The 17,793-nt window shown below is 56.9% G+C and carries 17 protein-coding genes; 5 read left to right on the top strand and 12 right to left on the bottom strand.

Annotated elements, in window-relative coordinates:
• The first annotated feature begins 248 nt into the window (after window positions 1-248).
• Window positions 249-476, top strand: coding sequence for an alkaline phosphatase family protein (locus M017_RS0106050; RefSeq protein WP_155121269.1), 228 nt, complete (start codon window positions 249-251; stop codon window positions 474-476).
• A 351-nt stretch (window positions 477-827) separates the two neighbouring features.
• On the opposite strand, the gene M017_RS30630 is transcribed toward M017_RS0106050, so the two are convergent.
• Window positions 828-1,331 (bottom strand): transposase, encoded by a 504-nt coding sequence (locus M017_RS30630; protein WP_080507451.1) that lies wholly within the window; start codon window positions 1,329-1,331, stop codon window positions 828-830.
• Complete coding sequence (locus M017_RS29890; protein ID WP_080507452.1) at window positions 1,313-1,840, bottom strand: IS630 family transposase; 528 nt, start codon at window positions 1,838-1,840, stop codon at window positions 1,313-1,315. The genes M017_RS30630 and M017_RS29890 overlap by 19 nt, the downstream gene beginning before the upstream one ends.
• Before the next feature lie 366 nt (window positions 1,841-2,206).
• On the opposite strand from M017_RS29890, the gene M017_RS0106035 reads away from it, so the two are divergent.
• A complete protein-coding gene (locus M017_RS0106035; protein WP_031496577.1) occupies window positions 2,207-3,931 on the top strand; it encodes an RHS repeat-associated core domain-containing protein in 1,725 nt (574 codons plus the stop codon).
• Window positions 3,932-4,365: 434 nt separating this feature from the next.
• On the opposite strand, the gene M017_RS28560 is transcribed toward M017_RS0106035, so the two are convergent.
• Together M017_RS28560 and M017_RS29645 are read right to left on the bottom strand one after the other, a co-directional pair.
• Window positions 4,366-5,141 (bottom strand): IS5 family transposase gene (locus M017_RS28560; protein WP_202901601.1). Its coding sequence is split into 2 segments (ribosomal slippage): window positions 4,366-4,802 and window positions 4,802-5,141, totalling 777 coding nucleotides; the frame shifts between segments, so codons are not numbered across the junction.
• A 664-nt stretch (window positions 5,142-5,805) separates the two neighbouring features.
• The gene (locus M017_RS29645; RefSeq protein ID WP_162179849.1) at window positions 5,806-6,330 is read right to left on the bottom strand and encodes a transposase; all 525 of its coding nucleotides are present in this window, start codon (window positions 6,328-6,330) and stop codon (window positions 5,806-5,808) included.
• A gap of 165 nt (window positions 6,331-6,495) precedes the next feature.
• Between M017_RS29645 and M017_RS0106015 the strand changes: the two genes are divergently transcribed.
• Window positions 6,496-8,994: a phosphocholine-specific phospholipase C gene (locus M017_RS0106015; RefSeq protein WP_031496573.1), complete on the top strand. Its 2,499-nt coding sequence runs from the start codon at window positions 6,496-6,498 to the stop codon at window positions 8,992-8,994.
• Window positions 8,995-9,248: 254 nt separating this feature from the next.
• On the opposite strand, the gene M017_RS0106005 is transcribed toward M017_RS0106015, so the two are convergent.
• A complete protein-coding gene (locus M017_RS0106005) occupies window positions 9,249-11,435 on the bottom strand; it encodes a hypothetical protein (protein ID WP_080507534.1) in 2,187 nt (728 codons plus the stop codon).
• 121 nt (window positions 11,436-11,556) lie between these two features.
• Window positions 11,557-11,967 (bottom strand): hypothetical protein, encoded by a 411-nt coding sequence (locus M017_RS29160; protein ID WP_155121268.1) that lies wholly within the window; start codon window positions 11,965-11,967, stop codon window positions 11,557-11,559.
• A gap of 139 nt (window positions 11,968-12,106) precedes the next feature.
• Between M017_RS29160 and M017_RS0105995 the strand changes: the two genes are divergently transcribed.
• Window positions 12,107-12,604 carry a hypothetical protein gene (locus tag M017_RS0105995; protein ID WP_031496568.1) on the top strand — a complete coding sequence of 166 codons (498 nt, stop codon included), beginning with the start codon at window positions 12,107-12,109 and terminating at the stop codon, window positions 12,602-12,604.
• Here the strand turns inward: M017_RS0105995 and M017_RS0105990 are convergent.
• On the bottom strand, window positions 12,601-13,386 hold the full coding sequence (locus M017_RS0105990) for a thiazole synthase (RefSeq protein ID WP_031496566.1): 786 nt from the start codon (window positions 13,384-13,386) through the stop codon (window positions 12,601-12,603). The two genes, M017_RS0105995 and M017_RS0105990, sit on opposite strands and share 4 nt — an antisense overlap.
• A 55-nt stretch (window positions 13,387-13,441) precedes the next feature.
• Between M017_RS0105990 and rpsT the strand changes: the two genes are divergently transcribed.
• Entirely contained in the window at window positions 13,442-13,708 is a 267-nt protein-coding gene (gene rpsT, locus M017_RS0105985; protein ID WP_031496565.1) for a 30S ribosomal protein S20, read from the top strand.
• Between the two features lie 24 nt (window positions 13,709-13,732).
• Here rpsT and holA read toward each other — a convergent pair whose 3' ends face one another.
• From holA to M017_RS0105960, 5 genes are read right to left on the bottom strand one after another with little or no spacing between them, the layout of a single operon-like run.
• A complete protein-coding gene (holA, locus tag M017_RS0105980; protein ID WP_031496564.1) occupies window positions 13,733-14,806 on the bottom strand; it encodes a DNA polymerase III subunit delta in 1,074 nt (357 codons plus the stop codon).
• Window positions 14,807-14,808: 2 nt separating this feature from the next.
• The gene (lptE, locus tag M017_RS0105975) at window positions 14,809-15,324 is read right to left on the bottom strand and encodes an LPS assembly lipoprotein LptE (protein ID WP_031496562.1); all 516 of its coding nucleotides are present in this window, start codon (window positions 15,322-15,324) and stop codon (window positions 14,809-14,811) included.
• Window positions 15,321-16,289, bottom strand: coding sequence for an Asd/ArgC dimerization domain-containing protein (locus tag M017_RS27435; RefSeq protein WP_051669555.1), 969 nt, complete (start codon window positions 16,287-16,289; stop codon window positions 15,321-15,323). The genes lptE and M017_RS27435 overlap by 4 nt, the downstream gene beginning before the upstream one ends.
• On the bottom strand, window positions 16,282-17,175 hold the full coding sequence (gene pssA, locus M017_RS0105965; protein ID WP_035957693.1) for a CDP-diacylglycerol--serine O-phosphatidyltransferase: 894 nt from the start codon (window positions 17,173-17,175) through the stop codon (window positions 16,282-16,284). Before pssA ends, M017_RS27435 begins: the two co-directional genes overlap by 8 nt.
• 5 nt (window positions 17,176-17,180) lie before the next feature.
• Window positions 17,181-17,786 carry a phosphatidylserine decarboxylase gene (locus tag M017_RS0105960; protein ID WP_031496555.1) on the bottom strand — a complete coding sequence of 202 codons (606 nt, stop codon included), beginning with the start codon at window positions 17,784-17,786 and terminating at the stop codon, window positions 17,181-17,183.
• Window positions 17,787-17,793 lie beyond the last annotated feature (7 nt).

The following is a 17,793-nucleotide window of genomic DNA, read 5'->3' as shown; positions in this document are numbered from 1 at the left end:
TGTCCTTTCGGGGTGATTTTGGTGTTTTGGAAGATTCCAAATCTATCACCGTAAGGACCCGCTCGGGGCGCTTAGGGGCTTCGGCTCCAGTCGGGCTACGCCCTCCCTTCGCCTCTTCCCCTAAGCGCCGTTTCCCATCATTGTGTCCGCTGATCTTCCGCTAATTTCAAATGACGCTTGGAGAGAATTTGGAGACGTTCATCTTCTCGTGACCTGTGCGCTACATAATCGGACAGTACGATCCTGACATGAGCACAAGACGAGACTTCCTCCAACGCGCCGCGCTGTTTGCCGGCGGAAGCGCGCTGACTGACAGCTTGATGGCGACCCTCCAAACCGCTTCGACCATCGAGGCGGACCAGGGCAGCACCTATCTCGACGCCGAGCACGTCGTCATCCTGATGCAGGAGAATCGCTCCTTCGATCACTCCTATGGCCATCTGCGGGGCGTGCGTGGCGGAGTGGGGACAGCCTGACCCGACCCTATAGAGTTTTTGTGGAGTTCGCGGGACGAATTACAGATCCTCGCCACGATTCTTCAAATGCCGAGACAATCCCGAATTATTGGGCCGGACGATAATGAAGTGGTTACCTCTGGCAGAACCGCTTCTACTTGTGTCCACTCGATGAGAGCCATCTCTGACTGCGATGCGCTATGTCGAACTGAATCCCGTACGTGCCGGAATCGTTGTGAAAGCTGAGGAGTTTGTCTATTCCAGTGCTGCCGCCCACCTCGTTGGAAGGACTCATCAATGCTTCTTGATATGGACTTCTGGCGCCACTCCGGCACGTTTGACCATTATTGAGTCTCGCGGAATATAGCGGATTCAGAAGCATAGAGAAGACTGCTTCCAGCAAGCAACGAGTAGATGCTTTCTTCGGCGCATGCGCTTGAGTTTAGTTCTGGCCATTTCACCGAGTTGCCAGAGATCTTTGGCGCAGATATTCGGGAGTTCGTGCTGCTTGAGATGAGCCCAGATATATTCGACGGGATTCAGTTCGGGAGCGTAAGCTGGAAGCCGAAGAGTCTGGATGCGGCCATCACAACTTGCGATGAAATCCTGAACGAACTTGCTGCGATGAGCAGCCAGTCCGTCCCATACGATCAGGATCTTGCCTGGGATGACCCGAAGTAGTTTTCCGAGGAAGATCACAATGTGCGGACTCTTGATCGTTTCGCTGAACATTTCAAAGTGAAGATTCCAGCGGCTCAGTCCTGCGATGAGCGAGAGGTTCTTCCAGTTGAAGTGATGGAACAGAATAGGTGTCTGGCCGCGCGGAGCCCAGGTGCGGCATCGATGAGGCTTCTGCGTTAGTCCGCTTTCGTCAATGAAGACAATGGTGCGGCCTTCTTCCTGGGCTTTTTTTTAGCGTTGGGCCAAGTCACCTGTTTCCACTCGCGAATGGCCTTCTCATCGCGTTCGAGCGCACGTCCCACTGGCCGTTGAGGACTCCAGCCCAAGGCGCGCAGAATGCGCCAGACGTGGCCCGGATGGTAGCGAATCTGAAATTCCTGCTCGATCAAATCGGCTACCCGCTGGCAGGTCCACAACGGCGTTTCATAGCCGAGTTTTTCCGGCCCCGCCAGCAACTTGTTCGTCAGAAGCTTTGCCTGTTTGTCCGCCAGCAAAGGCTTCCGGCCAGCGCGTCCAGCCTGCTCGAGAGCCTTCCTGCCACCTTCGCTATATTCCTTGCGCCAGCGGCTCACCGTCTGGTTGGCGACCATTAACTCATGGCCGATCTGACTGTTGTTGAAACTCTCTCGCATCAATGCCAGTGCTCTCATCCTCCGCACTTCCAAGGCATCGAAATCGCGAGCCACTCCACGCGGGTTTCCCATATACAGATTAGAACCCGACAGAAGTCAATGTGTTCCGCTATATTATGTGATTATCAATAGGGGAAACATCTGGAACTCAATGAAAATGAAGCGGAAAGAGACGCCTTCGGCGAGCGAGCTTCTCTTGGGGAGCAAGCTTTTCAGGAGAGGGGAAGCGGAAGATAGAAGTCATCAAGGCTGCTCGGGGAAGTCTTGCGTGATGTGGTAAGAATGGAAATGTCCTGAGAAAATGTTTGTGACGAGTCAGGCTGTCCCGCACCCTATACGTCCAATCTTACCGCCAACTGGACTTATAACAACGAGGGTAAGATTACATCGATTGCCTATCCAGGGCATTATGAAGGTCAATTCTACGGACGGCGTCAAGTGCAGCATGGATTTGATACGCTTGGCAGGCTGAATGCGGTCGATACCAAGCTGGGAAATATTTGGGATAACAATCCTGCCTGGCAGTCGGTGGTGTCTGGGGTGAGCTACAACGCGTTTGGAGCGATCACTGCGCTGACACAGCTTGGCGTGAGTGAAACGCGGCAGTATAATGTGCTTGGACAAATGACGCGCATGACGAAGGGCAGCTCTATTGACGTCGAGTACCGGTTCAGTGCGACGGCGAACGATGGAAAGATCGTGTCGCAGAAGAACTGGCTGACCGGCGAAGATGTGACCTATCAATATGACGAGCTCGAACGGCTCATCAGCGCGGCCACCACCAACAATACTTCGTGGGGTCTCTCGTTTTCTTATGACGGGTTCGGCAACCGCCTGGCGCAGAGCGTGACGCAGGGAACGGGACCGGTGAATACGGTACTTGTGAACGGAAACACAAATCGAATTTCGTCCAGCGGCTACTCCTACGATGCGAATGGAAACATGACTCAGATGCCCAATGGTGGCGGGTCGATGACCATGAATTACGATTATTCGAACCGGCTGGCAACGGCGACTTATCCGAGCGGAAGCGAGGACTATAAGTATGCGCCGGATAACCGGAGAATCTGGCGCAATAGAGGACTGAGAGAGTGTCAAGGGACAGATCCTGATGGAAATATTTACGGCTGGGGCACGTCGCCTGGCGAGCAAGTGATCTTCTATTCGCCTGGCGGCCAGAAGATGGGTGTGTACTGCGTATCTCCTTCGAACGTCGGTATATTGATTACGGCTCATGAGGAGAATGTGTACTTTGGAGCGCGGCTGGTGGGGAAACGAATCTACCAGAATGGGGTGACGACGGTGAGTGCGTTCACTAGCGACCGACTGCAATCGAAGGGCAATGGGTCGGCCTTCTATCCTTATGGCGAGTCGAAGACCGGAGCGGCCGGGGACGATAAGGAGCAGTTTGCTACTTATACCAGGGATGCTGGGACGGGACTGGACTATGCGGATCAGCGCTGGTATGCGAGCGGGTTGGGGCGGTTTTTGACTCAGGATCCGCTGCTAGCCTATCAATCCGAGCGCGCACCGTCACGGTATGCCTACGCAGGTAATGATCCTGTGAACTATTTTGATCCCGAAGGGCTGATGACTACTAAGCCCGTCCAGTACACATACTGCGTGACTCGACCAGAAACTTACCGCAATGACAATGGCATGTTGATTGTAATCGCAGGAAAGGTCGAATGTAAGGCTTTTGAAATTTTTATCGATGTTCAAATAGCTGCCGATCCTATTCAAATTCTTTTGGGGTCGCCTGAGGCGCAAAAGGAAATGCGGGAATGTGAGATGAGGGTGAAAGAGCTTTTCACCGACCTAAGAATCAAGTTGGCAGTCGATAGACAAACGACGCTGGATAATTCACGCCATGCAGTGGTGCAAAAGGTATTGGCAGAGACCGCCACTTTTGTTGCGGGATCAACATTTACGATTGGACTTACGCTTGCGAGGTTCACGTTTAACCCATGGGCCATGGGCTTTGCGATTACTGCGGTCACAGGGTCAGCCTATTTCCAGCTTACGGCGTGGGAGAATACAGCGCTACCTTTGATTGAAAGGCAGTATCAGCGGGCATTGGATGAATCGTTCAAACGCGAGACCGCATCTATAGGTGGATGTCACCAGTGGGCGCCGATATCCGTTCCTGCGATAAAGTTATGATGAAATACTGTGTAAGTGTGCTTAGCTGTCTGCTTATTGCTTATCCTATATCTTCCGTTGAGATCTGGACTGCGCTTACGGGGGTAAACTTCGGGTATCCGATGCCAAGGGGAGGCGTATTGCTGCCGATCCTCATTCGCGCCCTTTTACTATCCTGGTTTGTGAAGGTTAATGTACGGGCAAGACTGATTGATTGTCGAGCGGGCGCCGAGGGTGCAGTGCCTAGGTTCGGGAGTTTTTTTGAAGTGTCGTCAACTTTCTTGAAGGAATACTTTCGGAGGCTTATGCATGTTACGGTTGGTGGAATGTTACTGGTTCCTGGAACTATTGGAGAAATCTGGACTCAGAATGGCAATGAATTCGCGAGGCAGCCCCCAATTATAGCCTTCCTACTCTGGAATATCTTTCTTTTCTTTTGGCCACTAGAAGCGGTCTCATAAACGTCTGAGTAAGAGTTGTAAGCAACCGAGGCGAACGAAGCCGAGGAAGTTTTCGACGTGATATTCCCAACGATTGACCAAGCGTCGAAAGTGATGAAGCCACGCAAATAGTCGTTCGACGCGCCAGCGCCTACGGTAACGGCGCAGCGGACGACCATCCTGAGTCTTGCCCCGGTTGCGCCGATTCGGCGCGATCATTTCGATGCCGTACTCTTCGGCAAGTTTTTCGTCGAGCTTGTCCGAGTCGTAGGCTTTGTCTCCGATGAGCCGCTTGGGCAGGTCGTTGAGGAAGCTTCCGGCCAAAACGTCTTCCACAAGCTGGCACTCGGCTGGCGAAGCGCTGTCGACAGCAACGGCGAGAGGAAGACTGTTACCAGCGGCGATAGCGATGATCTTCGTGCCCTTGCCGCGGCGGGTGGGACCAACGGCGAGGCCCCCTTTTTTGCGCTCGCGAATGTGGCATCGACGAACGCTTCTTCCAGATTCAACTGACCTCGCTCATGTAAGTAGTGGGCCAACACTCTCAGCGTCTCTTCCAGCTTTCCGCTTCGCACCCACTGTTGAAAACGTCGGTGACAGGTCTGGTACGGCGGATATCTTTCCGGCAGTTCACGCCACTGCGCCCCACTCCCTAAAACCCACATCACCCCGTTCAACACGCATCGAGTATCGTGCCACGGCCTGCCACGGTTATCCGCCCGACGCTGCGGGCGCAGCACCGGCTCCACAACTTCCCATTGGTCGTCTTTTAAATCCCATCGTCCGCGCATACACTTCCGCGCAATTCACCAGAGCTCTTCCAGATTCTCATATTCCGCCCGCTTGTGGTTTATGAGACCGCTTCTAGTCTGGACGATCGAAGTGGCCGCATGGTCCAACTCGGGTGCGCCGGGCTCTCTCGCCAATAGCCATGTGCCCGCGCACGATGAATGACAACTCTACTGTTGGACAGTGGATCGTATCCGTCTGAGCAACCCATCTTTCCCTTTTACTTGTCTTTGTGACTATCTGAAGGAATTGACCTTCCCCTGTATCCGCACGCCGGATCATATAACAACTCCCAGCCGGTTTAGAGCGAGTGAGGTTTGGAACGGGGACATCCATGATAAGAAAAGTCAAGAGGGCAGACGGAGTTGCCCTTTGGCGTGCTCGAAGAGTCGCCTTGGTGAGATCGGTGCAGAGTGGCGCGCATCGGCGATTGAGCCTCACGGCTGGGTTCCTGCGGTGCGCAGAACCAGACTCCATTTGCTGTCTTGGGTCGATACCGGCGTGGTACAGACCGTCACAGAAGATTGAGTTTGGGTTTACCTGCCAGCCTCGAAACAGCCTGAGAGAGCCTCGCGGGATCACTCCCGTCCGCCCAGTCCCATTTCCGGTAGGGCCTGGCAGGTCGCGCGTTGCGTGCAATCGCGATGTGATCACAAGAAGAGGAACTTAGGCAGCCCGGGCCTCCTCGGAGCGGATCTCAACGGCGGAACCCCAACGGTCCACCGCGAGTAAGTACGAGACTAACTTCCGCGCCACAGCCAGGGTGGCGCGGTTGTGATTGCCTCTTTGTTTTTCCTGGTCGTAGATCCGGGCGAGGTCCGGGTTCCATCGTGGCGCCAGGTTTGCGGCTTCCACCAGCACCGTTTGCAGATGCTTGTTGCGCTGCTTGGAGATGGGGCTGCGCTTCTGCACTCCGGCAGAGCTGTCTTGCCCACTGCAAAGTCCGCAGTAACTAATCAGATGCTTGATATTCGGGGAGCGGCTGATGTCACCTGCCTCAAGAGCCCAGGTCAGCGAGGTGACGAGACCGGCGCCGGGGATCGTGGAAAGCCTGTCGACGCGGTCTTCCAGCAAGGGCTCGCGCTTGAGAGAGAGCAGCCGCGCGCGCGGTGAGGCTGAGTTGCTCGATCCCTTGGCGGCTGGCCTGGAACAGTGGCTTGGTTGATTCCATTGGCTCAGCGTTAGCGTCAAGCAGCTCCTGGAAGTACCTCTTCTGATGAAGAAGTTGCCGGCTGAGCCATCAGGCCCCTCGCTGATTTGGAAGATCGAGAACGTCAACGAACGCCTGGAGAAAATTTGGAGGCGTTCATCTTCTCGTGACCTGTCCGCTGCATAATCGAACAGTACGATCCTGACATGAGCACAAGACGAGACTTCCTCCAGCGCGCCGCACTCTTTGCCGGTGGCGCCGTGTTGACTGACAGCTTGATGGCGACCCTCCAAGCCGCTTCCGCCATTGAGGCGGACCAGGGCAGCAGCTATCTGGACGCCGAGCACGTCGTCATTCTGATGCAGGAGAATCGCTCCTTCGATCACTCCTATGGCCATCTGCGGGGCGTGCGTGGTTTCAATGATCCGCGCGGCGTGACGTTGCCCGATCAGAAACCGGTGTGGCTGCAGAGCAATGCGGCTGGCGAGACGTATGCGCCGTTTCGTCTGGACATTCGCGAGACCAAGATCACCTGGCTTGGGTCCTTGCCGCACGGCTGGCCCGACCAGAGCGGCGCTCGCAATCATGGGAACCAGGACGGCTGGCTCGAACATAAGAAATCGGGCCGCAAAGAGTGTGCTGGGATGCCGCTCACGCTTGGCTACTACCAACGTGAAGACCTTCCCTTCTACTACGCCCTCGCCGATGCCTTCACGATCTGCGACCAATACTTCTGCTCTTCACTCACCGGCACCACGCCAAACCGGCTCTATCTCTGGACCGGGACCGTGCGCGAAGAACAGAATGATCGCTGCAAGGCGAATGTTTTCAACTCCGATGTGGACTACGGCGTCGAGGCGAAGTGGACGACCTTCCCGGAACGCTTGGAAGACGCCGGGATCTCTTGGAAGATTTACCAGAATGAGCTCAGCATTGCGAGTGGGCTGAGCAGCGAAGATGCCGATTGGGTTGCGAACTTTACAGACAACCCGATCGAGTGGTTTGAGCAGTACAACGTTGGCTACCACGCCACTCATCGCGCCTATCTGGATCAGATTGCACCGGCTCTTCCTGGTGAGATCGCAGCAATGGAGAAAGAGCTGGCCACTCTCGCTCCGAATTCATCCGAGGCGGCCCGAGTGCGAAAGTTGCTACGGCAAAAGAAGTGGTTTCTCGCCCAGCATGAGAAGTTCAGTCCCGAGGCTGCGAAGCAACTCTCCGCTCGTTCGCGAGCGCTTCATGCCAAGGCCTTCAGTACAAATGCAGCAGACCCGCACTATCGCGAAGTTGCTACCTATCGCTATCAGGATGGTAACGAGCAGCGGGAGATGAAGATCCCCAAGGGGGACGTGCTGCATCAGTTTCGCCAGGATGTGAAGCAGGGCCAACTGCCCGCAGTGTCCTGGATTGTATCGCCCGAAAACTTCTCAGACCATGCGGGAGCGCCTTGGTATGGCGCGTGGTATCTGGCTGAGGTGATGAAGATCCTCACCGAGAATCCGGAGGTCTGGAAGAAGACGATCTTCATCCTCACCTACGACGAGAATGACGGCTACTTCGACCATGTTGCGCCCTTTGTTGCGCCAGACCCGAAGCGTCCCGAAACGGGTAAGACCTCGCCTGGTGCGGAAGGAAGTGTCGAATACGCCCAGCCAGGAACGACGACCCAGCCGGGGCCGATCGGAATGGGCTTCCGCGTGCCGTTTGTGGTGGCTTCGCCGTGGAGCCGGGGTGGTTATGTGAATTCGCAGGTCTTCGATCACACTTCGGTGCTGCAGTTGCTTGAGAAGATTTTGAGCCACCGCACCAAGCGCGAGATTCGCGAGAAGAATATCAGTCCGTGGCGGCGCGCGGTTTGCGGAGATTTGAGTTCGGTGTTTCGGCCTTCGCATGGTGAAGCGCAGCAGCCCTTGCCTTCTCCCCCGCGCGAAGAGGTATTCGCCAAGATTCATCGAGCGCAGTTTAAGAAGATGCCGGCGGGCTTCCGTCGCTTAGGTGCGGAGGATCTCGCGCAGTTTGAGAAAGATCGCTTCAGCGCCGAGTGGATGCCGCGCCAGGAGCCCGGAGTGCGACCCGCGACGGCGTTGCCGTATGAGCTGTACGCGAGCGGCGCCTTGACGAGCGATGGCAAGGGTTTCGCGATTCGGATGGAAGCGAAGAAGGATGCCTTTGGTGTGGCGGCTTCCGGTTCGGGCTTCCATGTCTATACGCCGAAGTCCTATCGTGGCGATGCAACGCTGCGATCGCGCGCCTATGCGGTGGCGGCAGGAGAAACGGTGGCCGATGTTTGGGATCTGGCTGGCTTTGCTGATGGCGGCTATGACTTGCGCATCTGTGGTCCGAACGGATTCCTACGGAGTTTCACTGGGGACTTACGGGATCCGCAGTTGGAGATCGAAGTCCGCTACGCCCGCGGCAAGGGGAAGCAACTCAGTGGGAACGTCGAACTTGTGCTCAACAATCGTGGAACGTCTGCCCAAAGCATTGTGGTGCGGGACTTAGCTTATGGTGCAAAGGAGCAGCAATTGCGGCTGGCAGCAGGTGCGGCGCGCACGCTCCTGCTCCATCTTGAGAAGAGCCAACGCTGGTATGACTTGAGTGTGACGGTTGCGGGCGCGGCTCGTTATCGACGCCACTTCGCAGGCCGGGTGGAGAACGGGAAGCCGAGCATGAGCGATCCGCAGATGGGGCGGGTGAATGCTTAAGTTTGGAATTGCAGTTAACAATTTGGAGCCGGATTCGTCTCCTGCAACGATTGATCGGATGGAGATGGAGTTTGAGAAGGAGTTGAGCGATCGTGTGTTGGATGGAGTGATGTTGACTGAACAAACCCGGCACAAGAAGAACCGAACCCGCTCACCGGCCTCAGCCTCGACGAACTCATGCAACTCGCCAAAGACATAGGCCTGCACAAGAAATAAGCGCGCCGATTGCAACCAGGCCGCGTCTTGTCAACGCATTACTTCACCGCGACTGTGACGTCGATCGGCGAACTAAGCGCGGACAAGCCAGCTCCGTCTTGAAAAAGAACATCCGGAGAGAAGGACCAGATTCCCGGAGCAACGTTGTCTTTGGGCAGTTGAAAATTGATTTGCGTCACTCCGCAAATGAGCGTGGGTGCGCTGCCTGCATACTGCACCTCAGAATTTGGGATGTGTACGCTGAGGCTGGGGAGCAGCGGCGCGGCCTGCGGAACGTTGAGGCTACCGCTCTGGCACGAGGGATTGGTTTGTCCAAAGCCAGTTCCCCAGATCGTTACGATGGAGCCCAGCGGCGCGGGGTTCGTCAATCCATTGAGCGTCCCGTCTTGATTGATCGCCACGGCCTGAGCCGACCGGCCGATTTGCAACCTGAAGATCCCCGGGCTTGCGAATGTCGTTTTTGCAACGATTGGGCCGAAGCGCTGATTGTTGTAGATCACCGTAACCTGTGTCGTCGCGTTGGCCGTCAACCCAGCCGGTGCAATGGAATTGATTTGGCGCGACTGTGCGTAGAGTACAGGCGCTGCTACACCGTCGAAGAGCACCTGAACACCTGCCAGTTCCGTGGGAATGTTGCCCCTAGCGTCGGGCTGGTACGCGACGCCGGCTTCAGGGCCGATTCCCAAACCAGTGAGCGTAATCAGTTCCCCCGGTGAGATGCCGCCCGTACCGATCTGCGTAGCGGCATTCAATACGCTGTCGGAAACGCAGCCAGGCGCAGTCCATCCTCCGCCGCCAAATCGAATCGTCGATAGGAAGCTGTCATGTGCTGCATCGCCGGACGTGAAGTTACGCCACGCCACCAGAACGGTCCCGTCGGACATCGCCGCTAACCCGTCGACAGTATCGCTATTCCCCAGATAGCTGGCATCCATCAACACTCCACTCGAGTTCAAACGAGCCAGGAAGTCGTTTGTCCGATTTGCGGCGCCTTGAAAGCAAACACCGGGAGCGGACGAGGTCACCGGAAATCCCGGTCCGGAGCGCCCGGCCACTACGATGTCGCCAGACGGACTCAGCGCAAGGGCGCTTACGCCAACACCTAAGTTTCCTCCTGGAACTTGAAAATCGGAACTCATCACGTAAGTGGCCCACTGCAAAGAAATTCCGTCTGGCGCAAACTGCGCCACGAAACCGGACAATCCAGTGCTATTCCAGGCCGGTAGGACGGCGCTTGCCTGCATCACTCCTGGCGTTGTGGGGAGATCAGGTGAATCGGTGGAGCCCGCGAGAACAACGTTGCCGGTTTTGCCGATGGCCACGGAAGATGGGCGGTCAAACCCGCTGCCACCAAAGTACGTGCTGCCGAGGATATTGCCGCGGGCGTCCAGCCTGACAACAAAGCAATCCTGTGGTCCGCCCAAACGCTTTTGAAAAGCGCCTGTGGTCACTGGAAAATCAGATGACGTTGTCTGCCCGACGACCACCAGATTGCCTCCGGCATCCGCGGCGATGCTGGTTGGCGCGTCTGCGCCGCTTCCGCCAAGCGTGACGCTGTAAAGAACCGTTGAGCCGTCCCCGTTGAGCTTCACCACCGCGCCGTGGCCGTCGGATGTCGTGCCCGCGACGTATGCGTTGCCTGCCGTGTCGACGCTCATGGCGGAAGCATTTGCCATAAGGTCTGGGAGGTAAGTTACGTATAGAAATTTGGCGCCATCCGCGCGAATCTTCGCGGCAAAGGTCGTAGCGCTATTGCTCGACGCAATTGCCGCTCCCGGCGTCGTGGGAAATTGACCCTCTGTTTTACCCGTCACAAAGACATTGCCATCAGCGTCGACGAAGAGAGCCCACGCCCTGTCGAGCTTCGGCCCACCGAGCAACGTGCCCCATACCTGATTCCCCTTCGGATCAACCTTACTCACCTCCACGTCCGGACAAGGTAACGAGATTGGAATGCCCTTGTTCGTAGAGCCGGTACACGTACCTCCACCGGGTTGAGTTTGCGCCGCCCCCGGCGTTGCCGGCCCCCTCAGGTAGTAGCTGTTTCCAGCGGCATCGAATAGAAGAGGATCCGAGTACGGCCTCGGGACACTAACCATGCTCGCGGGGATCGGCTGCGCCTTGAGGATGGCGCCCGCGAAAACAAGAGTTGTAATAACGAAGGGAAGGACGCTGCGCCCGATCGGATCGGAGCCTCCGAGCCGCTCTGTGGAAGAAGACTTCATAATGTTTACCCGAAGTTGAGATAAAACGTTCCGGCAAGTCCTGACTCAAATCGAAAGTCAGTGTTCTAAGGTTAGTAACCTTATCCCAACGATTCTAACGGATAGTCGAGTGATGCGCTGACTAGGGAGTTACCTTCTTCACTTGGGCGACATCTAGCTGAACCCCCGTACCGGTCATTACCCCAACAGGATCGGTACGGACCATCCAGAGCGAAAAATAACCAGAAGTCCCAGAGGTCGTAGAGTTTAGGTTGTCCGCCCCATTTGGTGTATCCACATTATCAGCGAAAAGTTGCGTTGTATCAGTTGAGTTCCAAACTTCTACGCGGAGTTTATCGCATTTGACCCATTTGCCATTTGGCTCGAAAACATGAGCGACTTTGACAGGATCAGTCACATCGGTGCGCAGCACAAGGCCAATGTCTTGCTGCCCAACTGCTGGACGAGCGATATCCAGCGCATAATTCGTGGGGTTAATCCCGAACTGGTGCTGACTGGCCATGAGAACGAAATGGCGCACTCGGTTGATCATCGAGAAGACTACACTCAGACCTACAATCGTCTCTTTGGGTCTCCCTATCCCTTTCTCGTGATGGCCTGGGGTGAGGGATATACACGATCCGTTAGCAAAGACTGGGGCCGCCAATGAATTCAAAGGCAGATTTTAACGTATGAGCATCAATATCACGAATCATGTGCATGCATACCGTAGTTGCTTGCAGACGGTTTGGAATAGCAGCTTCTGGTTGCGTGAGGATTTGTGCACCGAAGACTTGATTGCCTATTTCTATGTCGCCGCCAGCCTGGTGAATCTTTTGCTCCCTGACTGTGCGTATGCTCGTGGGGAAGCGAATTCCATCCCGGGGATCGAGAGAAAAATCTTTCAAGACGGGGTCTTGCTGAGGCCGAAAATATACTACGCCGCATTGCAAGTTACTCCTAAAGGCAAACAAGGACATTGGGAGTCGATCCCCGGATTTTTCGATGCACCCGATATTGTGCTGGAGCCTATTGAGGGGCGCGAGGGCGAAGGAGCAGAAGGGTCCTTGGGAACCAGACAGACCTTCCTAGAACGGTCTTCTGGGAGATTCTCGACGAAATCGCTGAAAGGGGCGATTGCCTCGGGGATCTTGACGCCGCAGCGGTCCGCGCACGCGCAGTCCGGCTAGCGCACCACGCCGCTCAGCGGACTACTCGCCGACGCATAAAGCCGCTTCGGCATGCGACCTGCCAGATAAGCGAGCCTACCCGCCTTCACTGCATAATTCATCGCCTCGGCCATCTTCTTCGCATCCCCAGCTTCAGCGACAGCGGTATTCAAGAGCACCCCGTCATAGCCCAGCTCCATCGCGATGGCGGCATCGCTCGCCGTTCCCACACCGGCGTCGACAATGAGCGGCACCTCGGTGATCATCTCGCGCAGAATGCGCAGATTCGCGATGTTCTGGATTCCCAAGCCCGACCCGATTGGCGCACCCATCGGCATCACCGCGGCAGCCCCGGCATCGATCAGCTTCCGAGCGACGATGAGATCGTCATTCGTATAAGGAAGCACGATGAATCCCTCTTTGACCAGAACCCGCGTTGCCTCGATCAGCCCGATGACGTCCGGGTACAGCGTTTGCTGGTCGCCAATCACTTCGAGCTTCACCCATTCCGACAGTCCTACCTCGCGGCCCAGACGGGCCGTGCGGATCGCTTCCTCGGCGGTATAGCAGGCGGCCGTATTGGGCAGCAGCGTGTAGCGATCACGATCAATGTAGTCGAGCAGGCTCTCTGTGCTTTTGTCCGTCAGGTTGACGCGGCGGACGGCGACGGTCACCACATCGGCGCCTGAGGCATCGTGGCACTGCCGCATTTCTTCAAAGCTGCGGTACTTGCCGGTACCAATCAGCAGCCGGGACCGGAATTGACGGCCGGCAATCACCAGGGAGTCAGTTTTGTCGTTCAAATCCCATGATAGCGAGATCGCCGATGCTGTGCTAAATTGGATGATGGTTTAGTACATGGCGAATACAGTTACCTCACTCAAGCGCGTCCGCATTACCGAACGTCGCACCGCAGCAAACCGCGCACGTCGCAGCCGCATCAAGGGCGCGATCAAGGTTATGCGTAAGTTTTTGGCCGAAAAGAATGTCGGCGAAGCAACCAAGCAGCTCACCGCAGTGTTTTCGATCGTGGATCGTGGCGCCAAATGGGGCGTGATCAAGAAGAATTCTGCTGCTCGTTACAAGAGCCGGTTGAGCCGTCGTCTGAAGGCCATTGCAGCTTAGGCTGGTGGCTTTTTGTTGTCCGCGTTAGCCTTCCTTTAAAGCTTCTTTCGCAGTCACCTTCCAGACAAAATCTTCCATCACCGTCTTGTCATCAGGACGTGTGTCCCGTAACGCTTGGTCTGCCGCGTAGACCAGGCGTATTGCCTTTTTGAGCCTGCTTGGCCCGAATGCGCTCATGGTCTCTTCTACTTGCTCGGCCCGAGCTCTCCACATGGGCGTTCCGAGTTTAGAAAAGTGACCTTGGATCGCGACGGCGCCTTTGACGCGCGACTCATGCGCCGCCAAGGCCAGGCGGAACTGTGTCGAGAGGAAGGCCAGCGAAACTGGCAGATATTCCCCTTCGCGAATCAATGTATCGAGAATATCGAGACTCTTCGCCCGATCCCCGCGGCCAATAGACCCTACGAGCGCAAAGATATTGGCGGCGCGGGCATTCGGCACGAGTGCGGTAATTGTATCCGCCGTGATTGTTTCGTCGGGCTTGGCGTAAAGCGCCAGCTTTTCTACCTCGTGACTAATGCGCGAGGCGTCCGCGCCGGTGGCTTCGACGAGGAGCGCCACTTCACTGGCTCCCAGCCGGATCTTGCGTTCCGCGGCCAGCTCGAGTGCGAGCCGCCGTGCTGAATCGGGTGTAAACCGCGGAAACTCCACCTGCGCTTTGACCGGAGCAAAGAACTTGCGCAGATTCTCGACCTTCGTTTTGTCGTCGCCGTCGAAATCGTAGCGGGAGCAGTCAAAGACGATGGTCGTGTCTGGCGTCGGGTTGTTCAGATAAGCTTGTAGCTCTTTGGCGCCGTGGCTTTCGTCGTCCTGCTTTGCCCGTCCCTTGGGTACGACGGCTTCTGCGCCGGCCACCCAGACAAGGCGGCGGCTGGCAAACAGCGACATCGATGCGGCGTCATCGAGGACTTGGGCGACGCTCACGTCGGTCAAATCCCAACGGCTCCAGCCGCTCTCCCGGTCTGCCGGCGTGGGGAGGACCACGGTGAGGAGCGCCTCCTTCGCCAGATTGCGCATATAGGCGTCCGGGCCGACAAAGAGGCAGACAGCCGGGGGCTTCTGCTTGGCTAATCCTGTGACAAACTGCTCAGCGGTCATGGTTAGAAATTTTCGAGAATGGCGGTGACCACGGCGGCGGCGACATCGCGGCACATGCGATCAAAGGCGCTTGTGGATTCGTCAAAGTAGACGGCCGGGTCGGAGGAGATTTCGTAGCGTTGGCGGAAGTCCATGGACGGGTTTGTATAAAGGACCTTGCCGGTCTTGGCATGGCGAAAGACCACCGAGAGGGAGGCCTGCACCTGCACACCCGCCGCGCGGCCCGTAGTGGGGTCGTAGACGGTCGGTGTGGCAAAGACGTTGTTGATTGCGCCTTCCAGCACGGCATCCGCACCATTTGAGTCCGGGAGAATCTGGTACTTGGTCCGGGAAATGAACTCGCGGGTGATCGCGATTGGCAATCGCTCGGTGAGCCGGTAGCGTGTCGACACGTTGCGGAACGGGGGAATGCCGATCGTGACGACATCTTTGGGCACCAGATCGGCTTTGCCTGCGACCTTATAGCCACAAGAAATGCCGCTCAGTGCTCCCGCTAATAAAAATCCGCGACGCTTCATGCCTGCACGAACTCCTTTGCCACCAGAATCGCATTCTGCGCGATGAGCCGGTGGTTATCGGCAGCCATCCAAAACCAGGCGGCCTTCGGCGCATTGCGATCGGCTTCGATTGCGCCCACGGCGATGCCGTCCTGATTGGCGAGCGAGACATTATTCGGCGGCTCAAGATCCTTGCCGCGGACATCGATGCCGGCAGCGGCAAGCAACTCTGCGACACGAGCGAGGTCCGGTGCTTCTTCAAACTCTACCCAGACCGAGGCCGAGAGGCCATGGAAGACTGGAGCCTGCACCAGTTTGAGCGAGGGCAGTGGCACGGCGCCGGCGAGCAGCGTCGTGAGGTTGCGTTCGATCCGCAGCTCAATGCGGTGCAGCTTGTAGGGCGATTCGTCGCCGAGCGCGGCGAGCATCGCAAACGCAGCCTGGACATCGAAGAGCTTCTTCGGGAGCGCTTTGAAGGTGAGCAGCGCGGTGGTCTGCTGTTCGAGCTCGGCCAGCGCGGGCGTGCCGAACTCACTGGCCGGATGAAAAATGGTTGCGACGCTGCGCGCAACCGGCGCGGCGGCATGCAAGCTGCGCAGGAAAAGACTCAGCAGGGACGCAGCCGGGTGGGCAATGACGGCGATCTTGGCCGGGGCCACGCCCGGGCTTTCGGCGAGGGGGGCACGGAGCCGTGCCGAAGGATCGATTTCGAGCGCGCCGGTGAGATCGATCAACTCGTGATTGCGCATCTTGCGCACCTTTGCGGTGGATTCAAGATCCCCGGCAAGAATCACCACCTGCGAATCGCCAATGACCTTGGCATCGATCGGCGACATCAGCGCCAGATCGTCTTCATCCCGGACAAGAGTCTTGCCCTCGTCGTCGGTACTATCCATCGGGATGACGGTGAAGTCGGCCGCATGATCGCGGATCTCGCGCCCAATCAGAGTCTGTCCTCCGACCAGGGCAATTGTTGGTTTAGCCAATGCTTGGGTTCTCCGAAACCGGCGGAACCTCAGTGGGGCGCCGGCGCAACAGGCCACCAATGCGCACGAGGATTCCACTCGCCGTATAGGTCAGGCACAGAGCAAATAAAACGGGCTGCGAGTAATACCAGACCAGGAAGATCAGGCTCCCGAGGACAATCAGGCTCAACGGCGAGCGGGGCTGTAACAGATTCAGATCCTTGAAGCTGCGGTAGCGCCAGGTGCTGACCATGAGAAAGCTGACCAGGCCGAGCAGCGCCAGCCAGCACAACGCCACCATCCAGTTCTCGATCGGCACGCTGTCCGAGGCATAGACGATGCTGGCAACGAAGGCGGCGGCAGCCGGGATCGGCAGGCCCACAAAGTACTTGCGATCGGGCCGTCCAGGATTTTTGGGAATGGGATTGGTGACCACGTTGAAACGCGCTAATCGCGCCGCGCCACACAACAGATAGACGAAACAGAGGAAATAGCCGCCCTGGAGAATCTGTTCGCGGAGCGGCGATTCGAGGGTCGGCTCGATAAAGAAGAAGCCCCAGCAGAAGGCAAGCACGGCCGGGGCAATGCCGAAGGTGATGACGTCGGCCAGCGAATCGAGTTCGCGGCCAAAATCGCTGACGGTATTCGTCATGCGGGCCATGCGTCCATCGAGACCGTCGCAGGCGACGGCCACTCCAATCAACTGGGCCGCCAGGGCAAACTCGGGAATGTGGGCGACGCCGCTTTGTTGCGCGCGCAAGGTGCCTTCCACTGTTTTGGTGATGGCGAGAAAGCCAAAGAACACATTGGCGGCCGTAAAGAAGGTGGGGAGTGCGTAGGCCGCTCGCCTGGGCCTGCGCTCGGGGCTCTTAGGATCGATGAGACGTTCCGAAATGCGCAGTGGCATATGTTTTATTGGACCCTTTTGGCGATGATGCTCGACGCAGCGGAGACGCGTTCCCCTAAGGAAACCGTAAGTTTCCAGTCGGAATTGAACAGCAGGTCGACGCGCGAGCCAAATTTGATGAGTCCGACGCGCTCGCCCTTTTCCACTTTGTCGCCGACATCTTTGTACCAGACAATCCGTCTTGCAATCAAGCCGGCGATTTGGCTGAACTCAACCGAGACACCATTGTCTTCGACGACAAAGGTATTCTGTTCGTTCTCGGTGCTCGCTTCATCCTTGCTGGCTACCAGGAATTTGCCTGGCTTGTAGATGCGCTTGGTGATCGTCCCGGCAATCGGCGAGCGATTCACGTGGACGTCGAAAACATTCAAAAAGATGCAGAGGCGGGTGCGGCCATCGGGATCCTTGGAAATCGACACCACCTTGCCGTCGGCTGGAGAAACGGCGACGGGCCCTCCGGGAACCACGCGATCAGGATCGCGGAAGAACCAAAGGCAAAATAAGGCCAGGAGCAGAAACGGAGCTCCAAGCCAGGCAGTCTTTGTGAAATAACCCGTCAGTACCCCTGCGGCTGTGAGAACCAAAGCGTACCAAACGCCTGTAATAACCATGAACCTC

It is taken from the genome of Bryobacter aggregatus MPL3, assembly GCF_000702445.1.
Lineage (GTDB): Bacteria > Acidobacteriota > Terriglobia > Bryobacterales > Bryobacteraceae > Bryobacter > Bryobacter aggregatus.
This window is presented reverse-complemented; position numbering and strand designations above follow the sequence as displayed.